Source organism: Vreelandella boliviensis LC1, assembly GCF_000236035.1.
GTDB classification, from domain to species: domain Bacteria; phylum Pseudomonadota; class Gammaproteobacteria; order Pseudomonadales; family Halomonadaceae; genus Vreelandella; species Vreelandella boliviensis.
On record NZ_JH393257.1, the window covers coordinates 580,672 to 602,452 of the forward strand.

13 protein-coding genes and 1 tRNA gene are annotated in these 21,781 nt (G+C 56.0%); 2 read left to right on the forward strand and 12 right to left on the reverse strand.

Annotated elements, in window-relative coordinates; translation table 11 throughout:
• Positions 1 to 58: 58 nt before the first annotated feature.
• From KUC_RS02450 to KUC_RS02480, 7 genes are all read right to left on the reverse strand, one after another.
• Positions 59 to 151, reverse strand: a tRNA-Ser gene (locus KUC_RS02450).
• 133 nt (positions 152 to 284) lie between these two features.
• Positions 285 to 473: a carbon storage regulator CsrA gene (gene csrA, locus KUC_RS02455; RefSeq protein ID WP_007111501.1), complete on the reverse strand. Its 189-nt coding sequence runs from the start codon at positions 471 to 473 to the stop codon at positions 285 to 287.
• A gap of 194 nt (positions 474 to 667) precedes the next feature.
• Positions 668 to 1,918: an aspartate kinase gene (locus KUC_RS02460; RefSeq protein ID WP_007111502.1), complete on the reverse strand. Its 1,251-nt coding sequence runs from the start codon at positions 1,916 to 1,918 to the stop codon at positions 668 to 670.
• A 98-nt stretch (positions 1,919 to 2,016) separates the two neighbouring features.
• Positions 2,017 to 4,626: an alanine--tRNA ligase gene (alaS, locus tag KUC_RS02465; RefSeq protein ID WP_007111503.1), complete on the reverse strand. Its 2,610-nt coding sequence runs from the start codon at positions 4,624 to 4,626 to the stop codon at positions 2,017 to 2,019.
• A gap of 214 nt (positions 4,627 to 4,840) precedes the next feature.
• Positions 4,841 to 5,305, reverse strand: a complete 465-nt coding sequence (locus KUC_RS02470; RefSeq protein WP_007111504.1) for a regulatory protein RecX — start codon at positions 5,303 to 5,305, stop codon at positions 4,841 to 4,843.
• A 54-nt stretch (positions 5,306 to 5,359) separates the two neighbouring features.
• Positions 5,360 to 6,433: a recombinase RecA gene (recA, locus tag KUC_RS02475; RefSeq protein WP_007111505.1), complete on the reverse strand. Its 1,074-nt coding sequence runs from the start codon at positions 6,431 to 6,433 to the stop codon at positions 5,360 to 5,362.
• Between the two features lie 129 nt (positions 6,434 to 6,562).
• On the reverse strand, positions 6,563 to 7,102 hold the full coding sequence (locus KUC_RS02480) for a CinA family protein (protein WP_040479302.1): 540 nt from the start codon (positions 7,100 to 7,102) through the stop codon (positions 6,563 to 6,565).
• 83 nt (positions 7,103 to 7,185) lie between these two features.
• Here KUC_RS02480 and mutS point away from each other — a divergent pair, with 83 nt between their 5' ends.
• Together mutS and fdxA are read left to right on the forward strand one after the other, a co-directional pair.
• Positions 7,186 to 9,747: a DNA mismatch repair protein MutS gene (gene mutS, locus KUC_RS02485; protein ID WP_040479305.1), complete on the forward strand. Its 2,562-nt coding sequence runs from the start codon at positions 7,186 to 7,188 to the stop codon at positions 9,745 to 9,747.
• A gap of 159 nt (positions 9,748 to 9,906) precedes the next feature.
• Positions 9,907 to 10,230, forward strand: a complete 324-nt coding sequence (fdxA, locus tag KUC_RS02490; RefSeq protein WP_007111508.1) for a ferredoxin FdxA — start codon at positions 9,907 to 9,909, stop codon at positions 10,228 to 10,230.
• Between the two features lie 530 nt (positions 10,231 to 10,760).
• On the opposite strand, the gene eno is transcribed toward fdxA, so the two are convergent.
• The 5 genes from eno to gltB all read right to left on the reverse strand — a co-directional run bounded on the left by eno (position 10,761) and on the right by gltB (position 21,303).
• The gene (eno, locus tag KUC_RS02495; protein ID WP_007111509.1) at positions 10,761 to 12,050 is read right to left on the reverse strand and encodes a phosphopyruvate hydratase; all 1,290 of its coding nucleotides are present in this window, start codon (positions 12,048 to 12,050) and stop codon (positions 10,761 to 10,763) included.
• Positions 12,051 to 12,101: 51 nt separating this feature from the next.
• Entirely contained in the window at positions 12,102 to 12,977 is an 876-nt protein-coding gene (gene kdsA / locus KUC_RS02500) for a 3-deoxy-8-phosphooctulonate synthase (RefSeq protein WP_007111510.1), read from the reverse strand.
• A 12-nt stretch (positions 12,978 to 12,989) separates the two neighbouring features.
• Complete coding sequence (pyrG, locus tag KUC_RS02505) at positions 12,990 to 14,645, reverse strand: CTP synthase (RefSeq protein WP_040479310.1); 1,656 nt, start codon at positions 14,643 to 14,645, stop codon at positions 12,990 to 12,992.
• 760 nt (positions 14,646 to 15,405) lie between these two features.
• Complete coding sequence (locus KUC_RS02510; protein WP_007111512.1) at positions 15,406 to 16,824, reverse strand: glutamate synthase small subunit GltD family protein; 1,419 nt, start codon at positions 16,822 to 16,824, stop codon at positions 15,406 to 15,408.
• Positions 16,825 to 16,860: 36 nt separating this feature from the next.
• Positions 16,861 to 21,303, reverse strand: coding sequence for a glutamate synthase large subunit (gene gltB / locus KUC_RS02515; RefSeq protein WP_007111513.1), 4,443 nt, complete (start codon positions 21,301 to 21,303; stop codon positions 16,861 to 16,863).
• Between the last annotated feature and the right edge of the window lie 478 nt (positions 21,304 to 21,781).

Sequence of the window (21,781 nt, forward strand, 5' to 3'; positions counted from 1 at the left end):
TGATTCGTAGTCAGGTACTCTATCCAGCTGAGCTACGGGCGCATACCTAATGTGCGATTGGCGGAGAGAGAGGGATTCGAACCCTCGATAGGGCTATAAACCCTATACTCCCTTAGCAGGGGAGCGCCTTCAGCCACTCGGCCACCTCTCCTTAACGGCACGGCGCGAATATTACCGATTTAGCTTTCTTGTGTCTAGTCCTCTGCGGATTTTTTTCGCACCGGCCATATCTTACAACTAAGCTTACGTCTAAAGCACCGAGTCATCATGCAAGCCCGCAAGTTTCATTCCACTTCGTTTTCACTGTTTCTTTCACGCTGAATACGCTGATAAATCTCTTCACGGTGAACTGCCACATCTTTAGGCGCATTAACGCCAATACGAACTTGATTGCCTTTCACACCTAGCACGGTGACGGTGATTTCATCACCGATCATCAGGGTTTCGCCAACACGGCGAGTTAGGATGAGCATGGCTGATCTCCTTTTCAGACGTTTTATGCAACGGGATATGTCAGCCGGAGGCAACACCACGCCATTATGCGGCATAGTGCTGCCTGCCACCAATAACTCCGGCTCCATGACACCTTATACCCCCCGTTGAAAGAAAGCTCACCACCACACGGCAGCAAGTACCTCTTCAGCGTAGAAGGTTTAAGGCATTAATGTTATTCAGATTCGATATCTGCCTTATCTAAACCAAAAGCTTTGTGTAATGCGTTAACGGCAAGCTCCATATGTTTCTCATCAATAACGACCGAGATTTTAATCTCAGAGGTAGAGACCATACGGATATTGACGTTTTCGTCGGCTAGAACACGGAACATTTTTGACGCCACACCTGCGTGAGAACGCATGCCCACACCCACTAAAGAGACCTTAGCAATATTGTCATCGCCGCGCAGCTCACCGCCGCCTAAATCAGGAATCACTGTCTCTTCAAGCAGCTTCTTAGTGGCCTTGTAATCACCCTTAGCGACTGTAAAGGTAAAGTCGGTATAGTCACCGGCCGGCGCCACGTTTTGCACGATCATATCAACTTCGATATTGGCATCGGCAATAGGGCCTAGGATGCGCGATGCGACACCCGGTACATCTGGCGTATTGAGCAGGGTTAATTTTGCTTCATTCTTGGTAAAGGCGATACCGGAGATCAGTGGTTCTTCCATAGCGTCCTCGTCTTGGTTTGCTTCTGCAACAATTAAGGTACCGGGGCCGTCTTGAAAGCTCGACAGCACCCGCAGGGGTACGTTGTACTTACCGGCAAACTCTACCGCGCGGATCTGCAGCACTTTAGAGCCGAGACTAGCCAACTCCAGCATCTCTTCGACGGTAATGCTCGTTAAGCGCTGAGCTTTTGAGCATACGCGGGGGTCGGTGGTATATACCCCGTCAACATCGGTGTATATCTGGCACTCATCGGCACCCAGCGCGGCGGCTAGCGCCACCCCAGTAGTGTCGGAACCACCGCGGCCCAGGGTAGTAATGTTGCCGTCTTCATCAACCCCTTGGAACCCGGCCACGACCACTACCTGCCCAGCATCCAGGTCGGCCTTCAAGTCTTCGGTTTCGATACGCTGGATACGCGCCTTGGTATAGGCACTATCGGTATGAATGCCTACCTGGGCGCCAGTGTGCGAAGTGGCTGGCACGCCGATTTGCTGAAGCGCCATGGCAAGCAGTGAAATAGTCACCTGCTCACCGGTCGATAGCAGCATATCCATCTCGCGCGGCGCGGGGTCTTCGTTAAGTGCCTGTGCCATATCGGTAAGGCGGTTAGTTTCGCCGCTCATAGCGGAGACCACGACCACTACCTGATGGCCTTGATCGCGGAAACCCTTAACCTTTTCCGCTACGGCCTTGATACGCTCGACAGAGCCCACCGAAGTGCCGCCGAACTTCTGTACGTATAGTGCCATATGCCATTTTCCTATGCGTTCGGGAATGGAGGGTGAAAGTGTCGTAAGTTTTAGATAAATAATAAGGCCGGTAGCAATAATGCCACCGGCCCAGGGGTTTAGCTAAGAACGTTTTCCAACCATGCCGGTACGCTCTTCAACGCATCCGGCAAGGCGTCGGGTTGACTACCTCCGGCTTGGGCCATGTCGGGGCGACCTCCGCCCTTTCCGCCTACTTGAGAGGCGACATGGTTAACCAGCTCACCGGCTCTCACTCGACCAGTCAGATCCTGAGTTACCCCAGCGATCAAGCTCACCTTGCCCGCCGCCTGGTCGGCAACGCCAAGGATAATCACCCCAGAGCTTAACTTGTTCTTAAGCTGATCAAGGACGCCGCGGAGGTCTTTGCCAGACACGCCATCCAGTTGCGTCGCCAACAGCTTAACGCCGTTGATCTCCTGCACCTGGCTGAGCATATCGCTACCCGCAGCACTGGCTAGCTTGGCTTTGAGCTGTTCAAGCTCTTTTTCCAGGCTACGGTTGCGCTCAACCAGTGACTCTACCCGCGCTTCGACCTGCTCTGGCTTAGTCTTCAAACGTTCGCCAAGTCGTTCAAGGCGGGCTTCCTGCTCGCGGAAGTAGGTCAGCGCATTTTCGCCGGTGATTGCTTCGATACGGCGCACGCCGGAAGCAATGCCTACTTCGCTCATTACATGGCAGCAGCCAATATCGCCGCTACGGGCCACGTGGGTACCGCCACATAACTCGATAGAGAAGTCGTCGGCACCAATGGTCAGAACGCGCACGTTGTCGGCGTATTTGGCCTCAAACAGTGCTGCCGCGCCCTTGGCCTTGGCTTGATCCAGGCTCATCTGCTCGACCTTGGTCGGCGCGTTAGCCAAAATCTGCTCATTGACCAGCCGCTCGACTTCCGCCAGCTGCTCGGCGGTCATCGGCTCGAAGTGGCTAAAGTCGAAGCGCAGGCGCCCGGCGTTAACCAGCGAGCCTTTCTGCTGCACGTGATCACCCAGTACCATACGCAGCGCTTTGTGCAGCAGGTGGGTGGCCGAGTGGTTACGAATGGTAGCGGTGCGCAGGCTGGCGTCCACTTCGCCGCGCACGCTGGCACCGACACTTAACGAGCCTTCAACCATTATGCCCTGGTGAAGATGATGCCCACTCTGCTTCTGGGTATCGGTGACCTGGAAACAGCCGCCGTCGACATACAGGTAGCCAGTATCGCCCACTTGGCCGCCCGACTCGCCGTAAAACGGCGTGCGGTCGAGTACCACGACGCCCTTCTGCCCCGCTTCCAAAGCGGCCAATTCGTTGCCTTCGCTGTCGACCAGCGCCGTTACCTTGGCCTGATCTTCCAAGCGGTCATAGCCGGTAAAGGCCGTCTCACCCTCTAACTCGATGGAGGCGCTGTAGTCGGCGCCGAACTGGCTGGCTGCCCGGGCGCGTTCACGCTGGGCCTCTAACGCCTGCTTAAAGCCCTCTTCGTCCAGGGTAACGCCACGCTCACGGCACACATCGGCGGTAAGGTCGAAGGGAAAGCCGTAGGTGTCGTAAAGTTTGAACACGGTTTCACCCGGCAATACTTTTCCGTCCAACTCAGCCAGGGCCGCATTCAAGAGCCCCATACCGTGGTCCAGGGTGCGTGCGAACTGCTCTTCTTCTTTTAGCAGCACACGGGCGATTTGATCGCTCGCTTCACGCAGTTCCGGATAGGCATCGCCCATCTCGGCGTCCAGCGCCTCGACTAGCTTGTGGAAGAACGGCTCCACCGCGCCCAGCTTGTGGCCATGGCGAATCGCACGGCGAATGATCCGGCGTAGCACATAGCCACGCCCTTCGTTGGAAGGCAGCACGCCATCGGCAATCAGGAAGGCGCAGGAGCGGATATGGTCGGCAATCACGCGCAGCGATGGCGTGGCGGTATCCGGGTGGCCAGTGGCTTTGGCCGCGGCTTGCAGCAGGTTCTGGAACAGGTCGATTTCGTAGTTGGAGTGCACGCCCTGCATGACAGCGGCAACCCGCTCCAGCCCCATACCAGTATCGATGGAGGGCTTGGGCAGCGGGTTGAGCGTGCCTGCAGCATCGCGATCAAACTGCATGAACACCAGGTTCCAGATTTCGATATAGCGATCGCCATCTTCTTCCGGGCTGCCTGGAGGGCCACCCCATACCTCTGGGCCATGGTCGAAGAAGATTTCCGAGCTGGGGCCACAGGGTCCTGTGTCGCCCATCTGCCAAAAGTTGTCTTCATCCAGCTTAGAGAAGCGCTCAGGATCAATGCCGATCTCATCTTTCCAAATGCGTTCGGCTTCGTCATCGCTGATATGCACCGTTACCCACAGTTTATCCTTAGGTAGACCCAGCGTTTCGGTCAGAAATACCCAGGCAAAGCGAATAGCATCGCGCTTGAAGTAGTCACCAAAGCTGAAGTTACCCAGCATTTCAAAGAAGGTGTGGTGACGCGCAGTATAGCCGACGTTGTCCAAATCGTTATGCTTTCCGCCCGCACGAACGCAGCGTTGCGCAGAAGTGGCGCGCACGTAAGGGCGCGGGTCGCGGCCCAGAAACACATCTTTAAACGGCACCATGCCGGCATTGGTAAACAGCAGCGTCGGGTCGTTGCCCGGCACTAAGGAGCTAGTGGGTACAATGGTATGCCCCTGCTCTTCGAAGAAAGTGAGAAAGGCCTGTCTAATCTCTGCGCTTTTCATAGGGTATCCGTAACAAGAAAGCGTGATGTCCCAGGGCGCTGTCACCGCTACCCTCAGGGGTCGCAAAGCAGCCATTATAGCGCAGTTGTCAAACGACTAAAGCCGCACTTAGTGGCAGAGAGGCAAACCGCTATGTGAACAATCAGATAAACAAGCGTATTAGAGCTCAATTAGAAATGTAAGAGGGGACGTTTTACAGGCTGGAGAAAAAGTATCAAAGACAAGAGAGCGCGTAGCGAATTTGTTCAAAATCGAAACCGCGACTAGCGAGAAAACGTTCGCGCCTAGCGCGCTCTTTGGGTGTTTCACCGGGGCTATCAAAACGCCGCGCCAGGGTTTCCCGGGCCAGTTCAAACCAATCGACCTGCTCGCCCTCCTCTACCTCTTCAAATGCACTATTTAGGGTTTCCTGGTCAACGCCGCGCTGGCGCAGCTCGCCTTTAATGCGGATAACGCCCTGCCCGCGCAGTATGCGCGAGCGCACGAAACTGGCCGCAAAGCGAGCATCAGACTGCAGCCCTTGTTCGATCAGAGCGTCTAGACACTCATCAATAGCGTCGTCGTCGAAGGCTTTTTTGTTTAGCCGCTGGGCAAGCTCGGCGCGGGAGTATTCACGCCGAGCCAGTAAGCCAATGGCGATGTCACGGGGGGTGGCATCGCGCTGGGAGCTGAATGCCATCAGCTTGCTTTAGACAAAATCAGCTTAGACAGAATCGGCTTAGCTAAAATCGTCTTAAAGCAGATCATCATCGCCTGCTTCTGCTTCAGCGGGTGCCTCGGCAGTGGCTTCATCCTTTTCCTTTTTGGGATCAGGCTTGGCCAGCAGCTGCTCACGAATCTGCGTTTCGATTTCGAGCATAATGTCCGGGTGCTCTTCCAGATACAGCGCTGAATTGGCTTTACCTTGACCGATTTTCTTACCTTTATAGCTGTACCAAGCACCGGCTTTGTCGACCAGGTTGCACTGCACGCCCAGGTCGATAACCTCACCAGCGTGGTAGATACCTTTGCCGTAAAGAATCTGGAATTCAGCCTGACGGAATGGCGGTGCCACCTTATTTTTGACCACTTTTACGCGGGTTTCGTTACCAGTGACTTCATCACCCACTTTCACCGAGCCGGTACGACGAATATCCAAGCGCACGCTGGCGTAGAACTTAAGCGCGTTACCGCCGGTGGTGGTTTCAGGGCTACCAAACATGACACCGATCTTCATGCGGATCTGGTTAATAAAGATCACCAGGCAGTTGGCGTTTTTGATATTACCGGTGATTTTGCGCAGCGCCTGAGACATCAAACGCGCTTGAAGGCCGACGTGGGAGTCGCCCATTTCGCCTTCGATTTCAGCGCGCGGGGTCAACGCAGCGACCGAATCGATAACAATCACGTCAACACCGCCGGAGCGAACCAGCATATCGGTAATTTCCAGGGCCTGCTCGCCGGTATCAGGTTGGGAAACCAGTAGATCATCCAGGTTAACGCCCAGCTTTTCGGCGTAGCTGGGGTCAAGGGCGTGCTCGGCATCCACGAAGGCACACACTTTGCCCTGCTTTTGCGCCTGAGCAATCACCGAAAGGGTCAGGGTCGTTTTACCCGACGATTCTGGGCCAAAGATTTCGCACACTCGACCAAACGGCAGGCCGCCGATGCCAAGAGCGATATCCAGACCCAATGAACCGGTGGAAACCGACGGCATGACGACACGCGGCGCGTCGCCAAGACGCATAACGGTGCCCTTGCCGAACTGACGATCGATTTGGGTGAGTGCAGCGTTTAGCGCTTTAGTGCGGTTGTCATCCTGAGCCATTCAGAGATTCCTCATAACAAGCTGTATAATTAGCCAGTAGTATGCCAAAGATTGCGCCGTAAACAAATCCTTGATCGCGCTTTCTCTCATCTATTTTATCAAGAGCCTTTTTGCATGAGCGCCTTTTTCTTACGGCTGGTTCGTCTTGCTCGCCTTCTCGCGCTCATTCAAGCGTGCAACCAGCCCTACCAAGGCCTGACGAACGGCCTGCTCTCGCACTGCTTGGCGGTCACCAGGAAAGTGGAAGCATTCGGCCTCCTGGACAGCGGTGTCGCCCCAGGCCAACCAAACGGTACCCACCGGTTTCGTATCACTACCGCCATCCGGCCCGGCCACACCGCTAACCGCAACGGCTAATCCTGCACCACTTTCACGACAGGCGCCTACCACCATGGCATTAACCACGGCTTCGCTTACTGCACCGTGTTCGGCCAGTGTAGCTTCAGGCACCCCCAATAAGCGGGTTTTAGCGGCATTCGCATAGGTCACATAGCCAGTCGTAAAATAATCAGAGCTACCTGCTACCCCGGTAATTGCGCTGGCAATGCCGCCCCCCGTGCATGATTCAGCGGCGGTCACTTCCAGTTCCAACTGTTTACACAGCCGCCCCAGCCGCTGAGCCAACAGGGTTAAATCAAGATTTTTCAGGCTAGTTTCGCTGGGCACTATCGTCGCTCCTTCAAGTGAGTCGTCTGTTCAGCGTAGAATACTGCGTTTAGCTTTCTCAAAGAAATTGCTCAATCAGGACGCCCATGTCACAGGCCATTCCCCCTAACACGCCAATGATCACGCAATATTTAAAGATCAAGCGCGAGCACCCCGAGGTACTGCTGTTCTACCGCATGGGGGATTTTTACGAACTGTTTTTCGACGACGCCAAGCGCGCCGCCGCGCTACTGGATATTACCCTCACCCAGCGCGGACAGTCAGGCGGCAAACCGATCCCGATGGCGGGTGTACCTTATCATAGCGCTGAAGGCTATCTGGCCCGCCTCGTCGCTGGTGGCGAGTCGGTGGCTATCTGTGAGCAAATTGGCGACCCCGCGACCAGCAAAGGGCCTGTTGATCGACAGGTGGTGCGTATCGTCACCCCCGGCACGCTCCACGATGAAGCACTGCTTGATGCGCGCCGCGACAACGTGCTGGTATCCGTTTCGCCCGGAAAAGAGAGCTGGGGCCTTGCCTGGCTGGAACTCTCCAGCGGCCGCTTCAACGTACTGGAAGTAGACAGCGAAGCCGAAATGCTCGCCGAGCTGACGCGTCTCTCCCCGGCCGAGCTGCTGGTACCCGAAAGCCTAACGCTACCCGAGGCCTGGTCGCAGAAACGCAGCCTGCGCCGCCAGGGCGAGTGGTTGTTCGACTTGGAAAGCGCTACCCGCAGCCTCTGCGACCAGTTTGAAGTGCAGGATTTACGCGGCTTTGGCTGCGCGCACTTAACCACCGCACTGATTGCCGCGGGGGTATTGATTGATTACGCCCGTGACACCCAGCGCTCGCGACTGCCCCACGTTACCGCGATCAGCGTTGAGAACCGCGACGACGCGGTGGTGATTGATGCTGCCAGCCGACGCAACCTGGAAATTGATCTCAACCTTGGCGGCAGTAGCGACAACACTCTGGCCAGCGTGCTGGATACCTGCACCACCGCCATGGGTTCGCGGCTGCTCAAGCGCTGGCTCAATCGCCCGCTGCGTCAACGCGAGATAGTCCAGGCCCGCCATGCGGGGGTGGCGCTATTGAGTCTGGATGCAGCGTATATGCCACTGCGCGAAACGTTGAGCGCGGTGGGCGACGTGGAGCGCATTCTGGCCCGTGTGGCGCTGTATAGCGCCCGCCCGCGCGACCTGGCACGGCTGCGGGATGCACTGATAACGCTCCCGGAACTGGAACAGCAGCTTAGCGAAGTAGAAAGCGGTAGCGCCTTGGATAACCTACGCCCGCATATTCGCCCCTACCCAGAAATGGCCGACACACTAAGACGCGCGCTGGTCGAGAACCCTCCGGTGGTGATCCGCGATGGCGGGGTAATTGCCGATGGATTTGACGCTGAGCTCGATGAGCACCGCGGCATGGCCGAAAATGCCGGGGACTATCTTATTCAGCTAGAGCTTCGCGAGCGCGAGCGTACAGGCCTTGCCAATCTCAAAGTGGGCTACAACCGGGTACACGGCTACTTTATCGAACTGCCCCGTTCACAAGCCCAGCAGGCGCCCGCCGACTATATTCGCCGCCAGACGCTTAAAAATGCCGAGCGGTTTATTATTCCCGAGCTCAAAGAGTTTGAAGACAAGGCGCTCTCCGCTAAATCTCGCGCCCTCACTCGGGAAAAATGGCTCTACGACCGCCTGCTTGGCGATCTCAATGAAAGCCTTCACGCGCTGCAGAGCACCTCGCAAGCGCTGGCGGAACTGGACGTACTGTGCGCCTTTGCTGAGCGCGCCGAGGCGCTGAACTGGGTACGTCCAATGCTTAGCGAAACCACCGGCATTCAAATTGAGGCTGGACGGCATCCCGTGGTTGAGCAGGTAAGCGAGACGCCCTTTGTACCCAACGACGTGATGCTCAATCCTGACCAGCATATGTTGATTATCACCGGCCCCAATATGGGCGGCAAATCGACCTATATGCGCCAGACGGCTCTCATCGCCCTTCTCACCCACTGCGGCAGCTTTGTGCCCGCCGATGCCGCTGTGATCGGCCCATTGGATCGGATATTTACCCGCATTGGCTCATCGGACGATTTGGCTGGTGGCCGCTCTACCTTTATGGTCGAGATGACCGAAACCGCGAACATCCTCCACAATGCTACTCAGCAAAGCTTGATTTTGATGGATGAAATTGGCCGCGGCACCAGCACCTTTGACGGCTTGTCGCTGGCCTGGGCAAGTGCAGAGTATTTGGCGAAAGGGCGCGCACTAACGCTGTTTGCGACCCACTACTTTGAAATGACGGCGCTGCCGGAACATATGGAAGGGGTGGCCAATATCCACCTAACGGCGACTGAACATGGCGATAGCATTGTATTTATGCACCGCATTGAGGCGGGCCCCGCCAGCCAAAGCTACGGCTTACAGGTGGCCCAGTTGGCGGGTGTCCCAAGCCATGTGATTAAGCGGGCTCGTGAGAAGCTGATGAGCCTGGAACAGCGCGATGTGGATAACACAGCACAGGCGCCGCGGACCACGCCCCAGCAAAACGACCTGTTCGCCGCTGCGCCGCATCCGGTGGCTGAGGCATTGGAAAATGTCGATATGGATGACTTAACGCCGCGGGAAGCTTTAGAGCTGTTGTATCAGTGGCGAGACCTGCTCTAATGGTGCTTACAGCAAGGAAAGCCACATGGCGCTTGCCGCCAGGTAGGCGCACCTCTAGAATGTCGCTCAAACTTTTAGCTTATAAAAAACGGCTGATTTATAACCATTCACGATTGACCATGGCTGGAAGTTACCCAGCCCTGCAAGAGGGATAGCAAGATGACGTTTGTCGTTACCGAGAACTGCATCCAGTGCAAATACACCGACTGTGTGGAAGTCTGCCCGGTCGACTGTTTTTACGAGGGCCCAAACTTCCTGGTCATTCATCCTGACGAGTGTATCGACTGCGCGCTGTGCGAGCCTGAGTGCCCCGCCGAGGCGATATTCTCAGAGGATGAGTTGCCGGATGGGCAGGAGGCCTTTATCGAGATTAATGCTGAAATGGCAGAAGTATGGCCGAACATTGCCGAACGAAAGGATCCGCTGCCGGATGCCGAAGAGTGGGATGGCAAGCCTGGAAAGCTGGAGAAACTAGAGCGCTAAGCATCGCGCTAATCAATGCTTCTCTTTAAAACCAGCGCTTATTTTAAATTAGCGCTGGTTTTTTTATTGTGTCGCCGAAAGTGTGTCGTCAAAAATGTGTTCCCAAATCGCGGGCAAAAAAAAGCGGCCCGTAGGCCGCCCGCTCCAAGCACTTCCTCTGACCACTCCCTGGATCAGCCTCCTCAGATGACTTCCTTGCCGGGGCTCACCTCACTGTATCACCCGACGCATCTGACCTTACATCCCGCTGCATCCTGACTAAAGCGTCCTTGCCTCCCCTTGTCCTGAGCGCATTGTGGCAGATCACAGCGGCTTCTCAACAAGGCCAAAATGCAAAAAGGCGAGTCTTAGGGACTCGCCTTTTTTTAAAAAACATTTTATAAACAAATACTTAAATTTAAATTAGCGGTGGATTAGGTTATTTCTTACCCTAAACCAAGCGATTCTCGTCGGTATTTGTAAGATATCTCTTACAAAATCTTGAGACATCTCTTACAAACAGCTCTCAAAATTCGCTCGATATCGGCGTTTTACTGCCCTTTAATGGCTTTCAAGCCTGGGTAGGTCACATCACCCAGTTCCGCTTCAATCACCAGCAAACGGTTGTACTTGGCAACCCGATCAGAGCGGCACAGTGAGCCCGTTTTAATCTGACCTGCGCAGGTGCCCACCGCCAAATCAGCAATGGTGGTATCTTCGGTTTCACCGGAGCGGTGTGAAATAACGGCGGTAAAGCCCGCATCCTGGGCCATCTTGATGGCATCCAGCGTCTCGGAAAGCGAGCCGATCTGGTTGAACTTGATCAGGATAGAGTTACCGATCTGCTCATCGATACCGCGCTTGAGAATCTTGGTATTAGTGACAAACAGGTCATCGCCCACCAGCTGTACTTTATCACCCAGCTTATCCGTCAGCGCTTTCCAACCCGCCCAATCCGATTCATCCATACCATCTTCGATGGACACGATCGGATAATCGGCGCACAGGCCTGCCAGGTAATCAGTAAAGCCCTGAGCATCGTAGCTTTTGCCCTCACCGGAAAGGTTGTACTGGCCGTCTTTATAGAACTCAGACGAAGCACAATCTAGCGCCAGGGTAACGTCTTTACCCAAGGCGTAACCTGCATCAGCAACGGCCTGCTTAATCACCGCTAGCGCATCGGCGTTCGATGCCAGGTTAGGTGCAAAGCCGCCCTCGTCGCCAACGGAGGTGGAGAGGCCTTTCGCTGAGAGCACTTTCTTCAGCGAGTGGAAAATTTCCGCGCCCATACGCAGCCCTTCGCGGAAGTTAGGCGCGCCCACTGGCTGCACCATAAACTCTTGGATATCGACGTTATTATCCGCGTGCTCACCGCCGTTAATGATGTTCATCATCGGTACCGGCATGCTGTACTGGCCAGGTTGACCGTAGAGTTCGGCAATATGGGCGTAGAGGGGTACGCCTTTGGCGTTAGCGGCTGCTTTAGCCGCTGCCAGAGAAACGGCTAAAATGGCATTAGCGCCCAGGTTCGCTTTGTTCTCAGTGCCGTCCAGCGCCAGCATCGCATCGTCCAGGCCACGCTGGTCACGTGCATCCATACCCAGCAGCGCATCACGAATTTTGCCATTGACCGCATCGACTGCTTTCAGCACGCCTTTGCCAAGGTAACGCGACTTATCGCCGTCACGCAGCTCTAACGCTTCCCGGGAACCGGTTGAGGCACCGCTGGGGGCACAGGCTTCGCCGACAGCACCACTGGCAAGGCGTACGTGCGCCTGCACGGTCGGGTTTCCACGCGAATCCAGCACTTCCAACGCACTGATAGCAACAATTTTGGTCATGGCAGTTTCCTTTACGGTAGGTCGGATAAAATTATTAATATAACGTCCTGCTTAGCGAATCGTTAGCGGCTCAAACCCTTTAACCAGCGCATCCAACTGGGCTAGCTGGGTCAAAAACGGCTCTAGCTGATCCAGTGGCAGTGCACAGGGGCCATCGCACTTGGCGTTATCAGGATCAGGATGAGCCTCTAAAAATAGCCCTGCAAGGCCGACAGCCACACCCGCGCGAGCCAATTCGGCCACCTGGGCTCTGCGGCCGTCAGCGCTGTCGGCGCGCCCACCGGGGCGCTGCAGTGCATGGGTGACATCAAAAACTACCGGGTAGCCGGTTTGCTTCATATCACCAAAACCGAGCATATCAACAATCAGGTTGTTGTAACCAAAGCTTGAGCCACGCTCACAAAGCATTAGCTGGTCGTTACCCGCCTCCTGAAACTTGCTGAGGATATGGCGCATTTCATGGGGCGCCAAAAACTGCGGCTTTTTGATATTGATGACCGCACCGGTTTTGGCCATGGCAACCACCAAATCGGTTTGGCGGGCCAAAAAAGCGGGTAGCTGGATAATATCGGCGACTTCAGCCGCCGCTTCCGCCTGCCAGGGCTCGTGTACATCGGTGATGATGGGCACGTTGTGGCGGGCTTTTATATCGGCCAGGATCTGCAGGCCTTTCTCAAGTCCCGGGCCCCGGTAGGAGTTGATTGAGCTGCGGTTGGCTTTATCAAAGCTAGCCTTGAAAACGTAGGGCATGCCCAACTTCTGAGTCACCGTAACGTAGGCTTGGGCGACTTCGTCGGCAAGCTCCGCAGACTCCAGCACGTTCATGCCGCCCAGCAGCATTAGCGGCAAGGAATTGCCGGCGGTTAAGCCGGCAACGTTAATATGACGCTCTTGTGATCTATCTTGAGATCGTTCTTGAGAAGCCATGCTTTTGCCCTCTTATTCCTGCGCATTCGCCTGGGCGCGACTGCGCGCTGTCTTGTGCTCCAACGCCGCATTCACAAAGCCCGAGAAAAGCGGATGACCGTCACGCGGAGTAGACGTGAACTCTGGGTGGAACTGGCAGGCTACATACCAAGGGTGGTCAGCAAGCTCGATGACTTCAACCAGCGACTGGTCGACACTCTTGCCAGAGATAACCAAACCCGCCTTTTCAAGCTCATCGATAAACTGATTATTAACCTCAAAGCGGTGACGATGGCGCTCAACAATTTCATCCGAGCCGTAGGCTTCGCGCGCTTTGGTGCCCGATGCCAAATGGCACACCTGACCACCTAAACGCATGGTACCGCCTAAATCAGACGCCGCATCGCGCAGCTCGACTTTGCCTTCTGGGCTTAGCCACTCGGTGATCAAACCTACTACCGGGTGCTGGGTATTGTGGGTGAACTCGGTAGAGTTGGCGTCGTTCCAGCCTGCCACGTTACGGGCAAATTCAATCACCGCCACCTGCATACCCAAGCAAATACCCAGATACGGCACACTGTTTTCCCGAGCGAATTGAGCGGCCATAATCTTGCCCTCTACGCCGCGTTCGCCAAAGCCGCCGGGCACCAGAATGGCGTCTTTACCCGCCAAGCGCTCAGTGCCGTGGTGCTCAATGTCTTCAGAATCAATATAGTCGACGTTGACCTTGATGCGGCCTTGGATGCCGGCGTGAATCAGCGCTTCGTTGAGCGACTTATAGGCATCCAGCAGCTCCATGTATTTACCTACCATGGCGATGCTGACCGACTTGAGGGGGTTGAGCTTAGCGTCTAGCACCTTCACCCACTCGGAGAGATCGGCTTCAGGCGCTTCAAGGCGCAGCTTATCGCAAACGATCTCGTCTAAGCCGTGCTCGTGGAGCATCAGCGGGATGCGATAAATCGTATCGGCATCCTGAAGCGGTACCACTGCACGCTCTTCGACGTTGGTGAACAGGGCGATTTTGCGGCGCTCGCTCTCTTCCAGTTCAACTTCGCTGCGGCAAATCAAAATATCCGGCTGGATACCAATCGAACGCAGCTCTTTAACACTGTGCTGGGTCGGTTTGGTTTTGGTCTCACCCGCCGTCTTGATGTAGGGCACAAGAGTCAGGTGCATAAACAGTGCGCGGTTAGCACCCTGCTCACTTCGAATTTGGCGAATCGACTCAAGGAATGGCAGCGATTCGATATCACCGACCGTACCGCCGATCTCCACAAGCGCCACATCAAAGCCTTCACCACCAGCGTAAACGCGTTCTTTAATCTCGTCGGTGATATGCGGAATGACCTGAACGGTGCCGCCTAGATAGTCGCCACGGCGCTCTTTACGCAGTACGTTCTCGTAGACACGACCGGTCGTAAAGTTGTTGCGCTGGGTCATTTTGGTGCGAATAAAGCGCTCGTAATGACCGAGATCAAGGTCGGTTTCGGCGCCATCTTCTGTGACGAACACCTCACCGTGCTGGAAGGGACTCATGGTGCCCGGATCCACGTTGATATACGGGTCGAGCTTGAGCATGGTGACCTTAAGGCCGCGGGCCTCTAAAATCGCCGCAAGCGAGGCGGAGGCGATGCCCTTGCCAAGAGAGGACACAACGCCGCCGGTCACGAAGATATATCGTGTCATGGATAACCTGTCGAATCATGATCAGAAGGCACGGCAGAAAGCCACGCCAGGATGGGTCGACAGACTAGCAGATTACGACCTAAGGCTCAATTTGAACTGAACTGCATAAAGTACGCACTGTCATTTTGAAGTATCGTGCTCTGTCATTGCGAGGAGCGCAGCGACGCGGCAATCTAACCCCAGATCGCCACGCTTCGCTCGCGATGACATTTAGCTGAAGCATCGCGTCCTGTCATTGCGAGGAGTGCAGCGACGCGGCAATCTAACCCAGATCACCACGCTTCGCTCGCGATGATATTTAGCTATAGCATCGCGCCTTGTCATTGCGAGGAGTGCAGCGACGCGGCAATCTAACCCAGATCACCACGCTTCGCTCGCGATGATATTTAGCTATAGCATCGCGCCTTGTCATTGCGAGGAGTGCAGCGACGCGGCAATCTAACCCAGATCACCACGCTTCGCTCGCGATGATATTTAGCTATAGCATCGCGCCTTGTCATTGCGAGGAGTGCAGCGACGCGGCAATCTAACCCAGATCACCACGCTTCGCTCGCGATGATATTTAGCTATAGCATCGCGCCTTGTCATTGCGAGGAGTGCAGCGACGCGGCAATCTAACCCAGATCGCCACGCTTCGCTCGCGATGACATTTAGCTATAGCATCGCGCCTTGTCATTGCGAGGAGTGCAGCGACGCGGCAATCTAACCCAGATCGCCACGCTTCGCTCGCGATGACATGAAGCCTATAAAGGCAGCGTTTTTACACACCCAGGTAATCCAAAATACCTTCCGCTGCCTGACGACCTTCGTAAATCGCCGTGACCACTAAGTCAGAGCCGCGCACCATATCGCCACCGGCAAAGATTTTTTCATTGCTGGTTTGGAAAGCGTACTGACCGTGCTCCGGCGCAGTGACGCGGTCACGCTCGTCAACTTGGATATTAGAGCTATCGAACCAGGGCGCGGGGCTGGCCTGGAAACCGAAGGCGATCACCACGGCGTCCGCCGCAATGATCTCTTCAGAGCCCGGCACCACTTCAGGGCGCTGACGACCATTTTCGTCCGGCTCACCCAAGCGAGTGCGTACTACCTTCACGCCTTCGACCTTTTCTTCACCGACGACTGCGACTGGCTGACGGTTGAACAAAAACTCCACGCCCTCTTCACGGGCATTGGCGACTTCACGGCGCGAGCCCGGCATGTTGCCTTCATCACGACGGTACGCACAGGAGACGCTGGCGGCGTTTTGGCGAATGGAAGTACGGTTACAGTCCATCGCTGTATCACCGCCGCCCAGCACCACCACGCGCTTGCCTTCCATGGAGATATAGTCGTTAGGGTCTTTTTCGAACCCCAGGCAGCGATTAACGTTGGCAATCAGGAAGTCGAGCGCCTTGTAAACGCCCGGCAGATCTTCGCCGGGGAAGCCGCCTTCCATATATTTATACGTGCCCATACCCAGGAACACCGCGTCGTACTCCTGCATCAAGGTCTCAAACTCGATGTCGGTGCCGATTTCAGTATTCAGGCGGAATTCGACACCCATCTCTTCAAAGACCGCCCGACGGCGCTCCATCACGCTTTTTTCCAGCTTGAACTCGGGAATACCAAAGGTCAGCAGACCACCGATTTCCGGGTACTTATCAAATACTACCGGCTTAACGCCGTTGCGGGCCAGAATATCGGCACAACCCAAGCCTGCCGGGCCTGCGCCGATAATGGCGACTTTTTTGTCGGTCCAGGTGACGTGGGACATATCCGGACGCCAGCCCATGGCAAACGCCGTGTCGGTGATGTACTTCTCCACCGAGCCAATGGTTACCGCACCAAAACCGTCATTGAGCGTACAGTCGCCTTCGCACAGGCGATCCTGGGGGCACACGCGGCCACACACTTCGGGCAGCGAGTTGGTTTTGTGGGAAAGCTCGGCGGCTTCAATAATGTTGCCTTCCACCACCAGCTGCAGCCAGTTGGGAATGTAGTTGTGTACCGGGCACTTCCACTCGCAGTACGGGTTACCGCAATGCAGGCAGCGGTGCGCCTGACTGGCCGCGTCAGATGGTTTGAACGGTTCGTAAATTTCCGCGAACTCTTTGGCACGGGCGCGGGCATCTTTTTTCTGAGGGTCTTTACGACCCACATCGACAAACTGAAAATCGTTATTTAAACGGTTAGCCATGATCTCTCTCCTGTCAGCGTGAGGGGCATAAGCGGGTTATTGCGGCTGACGCCGAGACTGATCCAGCAAACTTCCTAAGCTGGCCGCTTTTGGCTTAACCAGCCAGAAGTGGCGCGCATAGTCGCTGAAGTCTTCTAAAATCGCCGCCCCACGTGCGGAACCCGTCGCGGTCACATAGGCTTCGATCATTTCACGCAGGTGACGACGATACGCCTCCATCGCCTCTGTGTTAACGCGATGAATTTCGACCAGCTCGTGGTTGTACTTGTCCACAAAGGTGCGCTCTTCATCCAACACATAGGCAAACCCGCCGGTCATCCCTGCGCCGAAGTTCACCCCAGTTTCGCCGAGCACACAGACCAGGCCGCCGGTCATATACTCGCAGCAGTGGTCGCCCGCGCCTTCAATCACCGCGGAAGCGCCGGAGTTACGCACGGCAAAGCGTTCACCCGCGGTACCGGCCGCAAACAGCGTGCCGCCCGTTGCGCCGTACAAGCAGGTGTTGCCGATAATGGCGGTTTTATGACTTTCAAACTGGCTGACTTTGGGCGGCACGATCACGATACTGCCGCCGTTCATGCCTTTGCCGACATAATCGTTGGCATCGCCTTCCAGGTAGAGGTTCAGGCCACGGGCGTTCCACACCCCGAAGCTCTGCCCCGCCACCCCGGTAAAGCGGGCAGTGATCGGTGTCGCTTCCAAACCCTCTTCGCCATAGCGCTTGGCGATGGCGCCGGACGTTAACGCGGCCACGCTGCGGTCGCAGTTGGTGATGGTGAAATCAAACTCACCGCCTGACTGATTGTCGATAGCGTCCTTCAACGCTGCCAGCACTTCCTGGTTTTTGGCACCGGGATCGTGAGGCACGTTGCGGCTGACGTTACAGAACTGCGGTGCGTCTTTGGGCACAAAATCATTGGCCAGCAGCGGCGTTAAGTCGAGCTTACGCTGGGAAGCGGTATTGCCTTCCAGCACTTCCAGCAGGTCGGTACGCCCAATCAAGTCGGTGAGCTGGCGCACGCCCAGCGCCGCCATCAGCTCGCGCACTTCTTCGGCAATAAAGCGGAAGTAGTTTTTGACCATATCCACAGTGCCGCGGAAATGCTCGCCGCGCAGGAAATCATCCTGGGTGGCAACACCGGTGGCGCAGTTATTGAGGTGGCAAATGCGCAGGTACTTACAGCCCAACGCCACCATCGGCGCGGTACCAAAGCCAAAACTTTCAGCCCCCAGAATCGCGGCTTTAACAACGTCTAAGCCGGTTTTCAGGCCGCCGTCAGTCTGCAGGCGAATCTTGTCGCGCAGGCCGTTGATACGCAGCGCTTGGTGCACTTCCGGCAGCCCCAATTCCCAGGGCGAACCAGCGTGCTTGATCGAGGTCAGCGGACTCGCCGCTGTGCCACCATCGTAGCCGGAGACAGTAATCAGATCCGCATAGGCCTTGGCCACGCCAGTGGCGATCGTGCCGATACCCGGCTCGGAAACCAGCTTCACCGATACCTGGGCCTCTGGGTTGACCTGTTTTAGGTCAAAAATCAGCTGGGCCAAATCCTCGATAGAGTAAATATCGTGGTGCGGCGGTGGCGAAATCAGCGTCACGCCGGGCACCGCATAGCGCAACCGAGCAATCAGTTCGTTCACTTTACCGCCGGGCAGTTGACCGCCCTCACCGGGCTTGGCGCCCTGGGCGACTTTGATCTGCAGCACTTCCGCATTGACCAGATAATGAGGCGTTACGCCAAAACGACCGGAGGCGATTTGCTTGATCTTGGAGCTGCGAACCGTGCCGTAGCGCGACGGGTCTTCACCCCCTTCGCCGGAGTTGGAGCGACCGCCCGCCTCGTTCATGGCCTGGGCCAGTGCTTCGTGGGCTTCCGGCGACAGCGCGCCCAGCGACATGCCAGCGCTATCAAAGCGCGGCAGCAGTTCTTCTACCGGCTCTACTTCATCCAATGAAAGCGGCGTTTCTACAGGCTTGAGCTTGAGCAAATCGCGAATGGTGGCGACCGGCCGCTCATTCACCAACTGGGCGAATTTCTTCCACTTGGTGTAGCTGCCTTCCTGAACCGCCGCTTGCAGCGACATCACCACATCGGGGTTATAGGCGTGGTACTCGTGACCGTGCACGTACTTGAACATGCCGCCTTGAGAGATGCCTTTGCGGGGAATCCAGGCATCTTTGGCCAGCAGTGCCTGCTGCATCTGCAGCTCGGCGAAGCCAGTGCCCTGGATGCGCGACGCCATACCGACAAAGCACATATCCATTACTTCATCCGCCAGACCCACGGCTTCGAACAGCATTGAGCCACGGTAGGAAGCCAGCGTCGAGATGCCCATCTTGGACAGGATCTTGAACAGGCCTTTCTGCAGGCCTTTACGGTAGTTCTCGCGGCCATCCGCTGGGTTACCGGTCAGCTCGCCGGTGCGGTGCATATCCGCCATGACCTGATAGGCCAGCCACGGATACACCGCCGTGGCCCCCACGCCAAACAGCACCGCCATTTGGTGAGCATCCCGCGCGTAACCGGTTTCCACCACGATATTGGCATTGGGGCGTAGCGCCAAACGGCCTAAGTGAGAGTGTACGGCACCCACTGCCAGAGCGGCCTGAATAGGAATAAGCCCTTTCGCCAGCTCTGCATCGGTGAGCACCAGAATGACTTTACCGGCGCGCACTTGGGCTTCGGCTTCGTCACACAGCGCTTTGAGCGCCTGGTGCAGGCTCTGCTGCTCAGGGTCGTAGCCCAGCGACAGCGTATAGCTGGCAAATGCCGGATCGTCCTGACTCACCAGCGCGGTAAATTTGCGCGGCGACAATACCGGCGTGGTCAAAATCAAACGGTGAGCATGCTCAGGCGTGGCTTTAAAAACATTCAGCTCCGCGCCGCAGCAGGTTTCCAGCGACATCACGATCGCTTCACGCAGCGGATCAATCGCCGGGTTGGTGACCTGGGCGAATTTCTGGCGGAAGTAGTCGGTCAACAGGCGCGGACGGCTCGACAGCACCGCCATGGGCGTATCGTCGCCCATTGAGCCAACGGCCTCCTGACCGCTTTCTGCCAGTGGGCGCAGCACCTGGTCGCGCTCTTCAAAGCTAATCTGGAACATCTTCTGCTGCACGTTCAGCGCATTGCTGTCCATGTTTTGGAAACGCGCCAGCTCGGTGAGCGCCGACTCCAAATAGTTGGCTTCCTGCTTTAACCAACGCTTATAGGGGTAGGCAGATTTCAGCCGCTCATCGATATCGCTAGTGTGCAACACCTCGCCGGTCTGAGTATCCACGGCGAGCATTTGCCCAGGGCCAACGCGGCCTTTTGCGACCACGTCTTCAGGCTTATAGCCGTAGGTGCCGATTTCCGACGCCAGGGTGATATAGCCATTCTTGGTAATTACCCAGCGCGCCGGGCGCAAGCCGTTACGGTCAAGCATGCATACCGCCTGGCGGCCGTCGGTCATGACCACGCCCGCGGGGCCGTCCCATGGCTCCATATGCATGGAGTTGTATTCGTAGAAGGCGCGCAGCTCGGCGTCCATGGTTTCGACGTTCTGCCAGGCGGGCGGCACCATCATGCGGACCGCACGGTGCAGCTCCATGCCGCCGGTGAGCAGCACTTCCAGCATGTTATCCATACTGGAGGAGTCGGAGCCGGTGGTATTGACGATCTCGTCCAGCTCGGCGATATCCGGCAGTCGCTCGTTAACAAAGTTGGCTTTACGTGAGTTCGCCCAACCACGGTTGGCTTCGATGGTGTTGATCTCGCCGTTGTGCGCCAACAGGCGGAACGGCTGCGCCAGCGGCCAGCGGGGGGCGGTATTGGTGGAGAAACGCTGGTGGAAAACGCAGATAGCGGTTTCCAGGCGCGGGTCGTTCAAGTCCTGGTAGAACGCCGGTAGGTCTTCTGGCATCACCAAGCCTTTATAGGAGACCACTTCTGACGACAGCGAGGCGACGTAGAAGTCCTCTTCATCGCGCAGCGCTTGTTCAGCGCGGCGGCGAGCCATGAAGAGGTCAACGTCGAAGTGTTCGCCGTTGCCCGGCTGCACAAATAGCTGACGAATACGTGGCAGACAGTCCAACGCCATAGGGCCACACACACTGGAATCGGTTGGCACATCGCGCCAACCCAGCACGTTAAGGCCACGCGCTTCAAGCTCGCGGGTTAGGGTGTCGCGGGCACGTGCTTCACGGGCATCGTCGTTGGGTAGAAATACCACGCCCACGGCAAAGCGATCGCCCAGCTCGGTATCAAACGCCTCTTTGGCTAGTTCCTGCATAAAAGGCGTGGGCATTTTAAGTAGCAAACCACAGCCGTCGCCGGTCTTTCCGTCGGCAGCGATACCGCCCCGGTGGGTCATGCAGGTCAAAGATTCAATGGCAGTTTTCAGCAAGTCGTGGCTAGCCTGGCCTTCCATATGGGCAATCAGGCCAAAACCACAGTTATCGCGAAACTCGCCAGGCTGGTGAAGACCTCTATTCATGGGCGTGCCTCTACTAGTCAGCGTATTTTTTTAGCAGCGTTCTTATGGTATAAAGGACGGTTTTTCTTTTTTTATAGTGCTAATAACCTGCCCAGAATGGTGTGCTTCCCACGTTCGCTGCCGCAACAAAATGGCCGGTCAGCATAGCGATTGGTAGCCACTTTGCGCAATCTCTTGGCACCTGTAACGTTAGAGAAACTCTTTTCAAATCCTGTATTTGCATTCTCATTCAAGAAAAAAACACATATACTTCAAACACTTGTGATTATATAAAACGCTATTTTAACGCTTTTTATTTTCCATTAAACTTTAGTCTAAATAGCGCTCACACACCCATGCCGATAGCGCATAAGGCATACGGATTATATAGAAACACTGTTCTACTACTTGGCTGAAAATAACGCTGTGCGCACGCAAAACGGCCCTCATTAGCACGCCTGGTTTTACTAGGCGTCTAATGAGGGCCGGGCTCTTTTAA

Excerpts from the sequence above, each read along its gene's own strand:
- pyrG (WP_040479310.1), bottom strand. The coding sequence starts at position 14,645 with ATGACACGATATATCTTCGTGACCGGCGGCGTTGTGTCCTCTCTTGGC.
- csrA (WP_007111501.1), bottom strand. The coding sequence starts at position 473 with ATGCTCATCCTAACTCGCCGTGTTGGCGAAACCCTGATGATCGGTGAT.
- fdxA (WP_007111508.1), top strand. The coding sequence starts at position 9,907 with ATGACGTTTGTCGTTACCGAGAACTGCATCCAGTGCAAATACACCGAC.
- KUC_RS02470 (WP_007111504.1), bottom strand. The coding sequence starts at position 5,305 with ATGGCATTCAGCTCCCAGCGCGATGCCACCCCCCGTGACATCGCCATT.
- gltB (WP_007111513.1), bottom strand. The coding sequence starts at position 21,303 with ATGAATAGAGGTCTTCACCAGCCTGGCGAGTTTCGCGATAACTGTGGT.
- kdsA (WP_007111510.1), bottom strand. The coding sequence starts at position 12,977 with ATGGCTTCTCAAGAACGATCTCAAGATAGATCACAAGAGCGTCATATT.
- eno (WP_007111509.1), bottom strand. The coding sequence starts at position 12,050 with ATGACCAAAATTGTTGCTATCAGTGCGTTGGAAGTGCTGGATTCGCGT.
- mutS (WP_040479305.1), top strand. The coding sequence starts at position 7,186 with ATGTCACAGGCCATTCCCCCTAACACGCCAATGATCACGCAATATTTA.
- KUC_RS02460 (WP_007111502.1), bottom strand. The coding sequence starts at position 1,918 with ATGGCACTATACGTACAGAAGTTCGGCGGCACTTCGGTGGGCTCTGTC.
- KUC_RS02510 (WP_007111512.1), bottom strand. The coding sequence starts at position 16,824 with ATGGCTAACCGTTTAAATAACGATTTTCAGTTTGTCGATGTGGGTCGT.
- recA (WP_007111505.1), bottom strand. The coding sequence starts at position 6,433 with ATGGCTCAGGATGACAACCGCACTAAAGCGCTAAACGCTGCACTCACC.
- alaS (WP_007111503.1), bottom strand. The coding sequence starts at position 4,626 with ATGAAAAGCGCAGAGATTAGACAGGCCTTTCTCACTTTCTTCGAAGAG.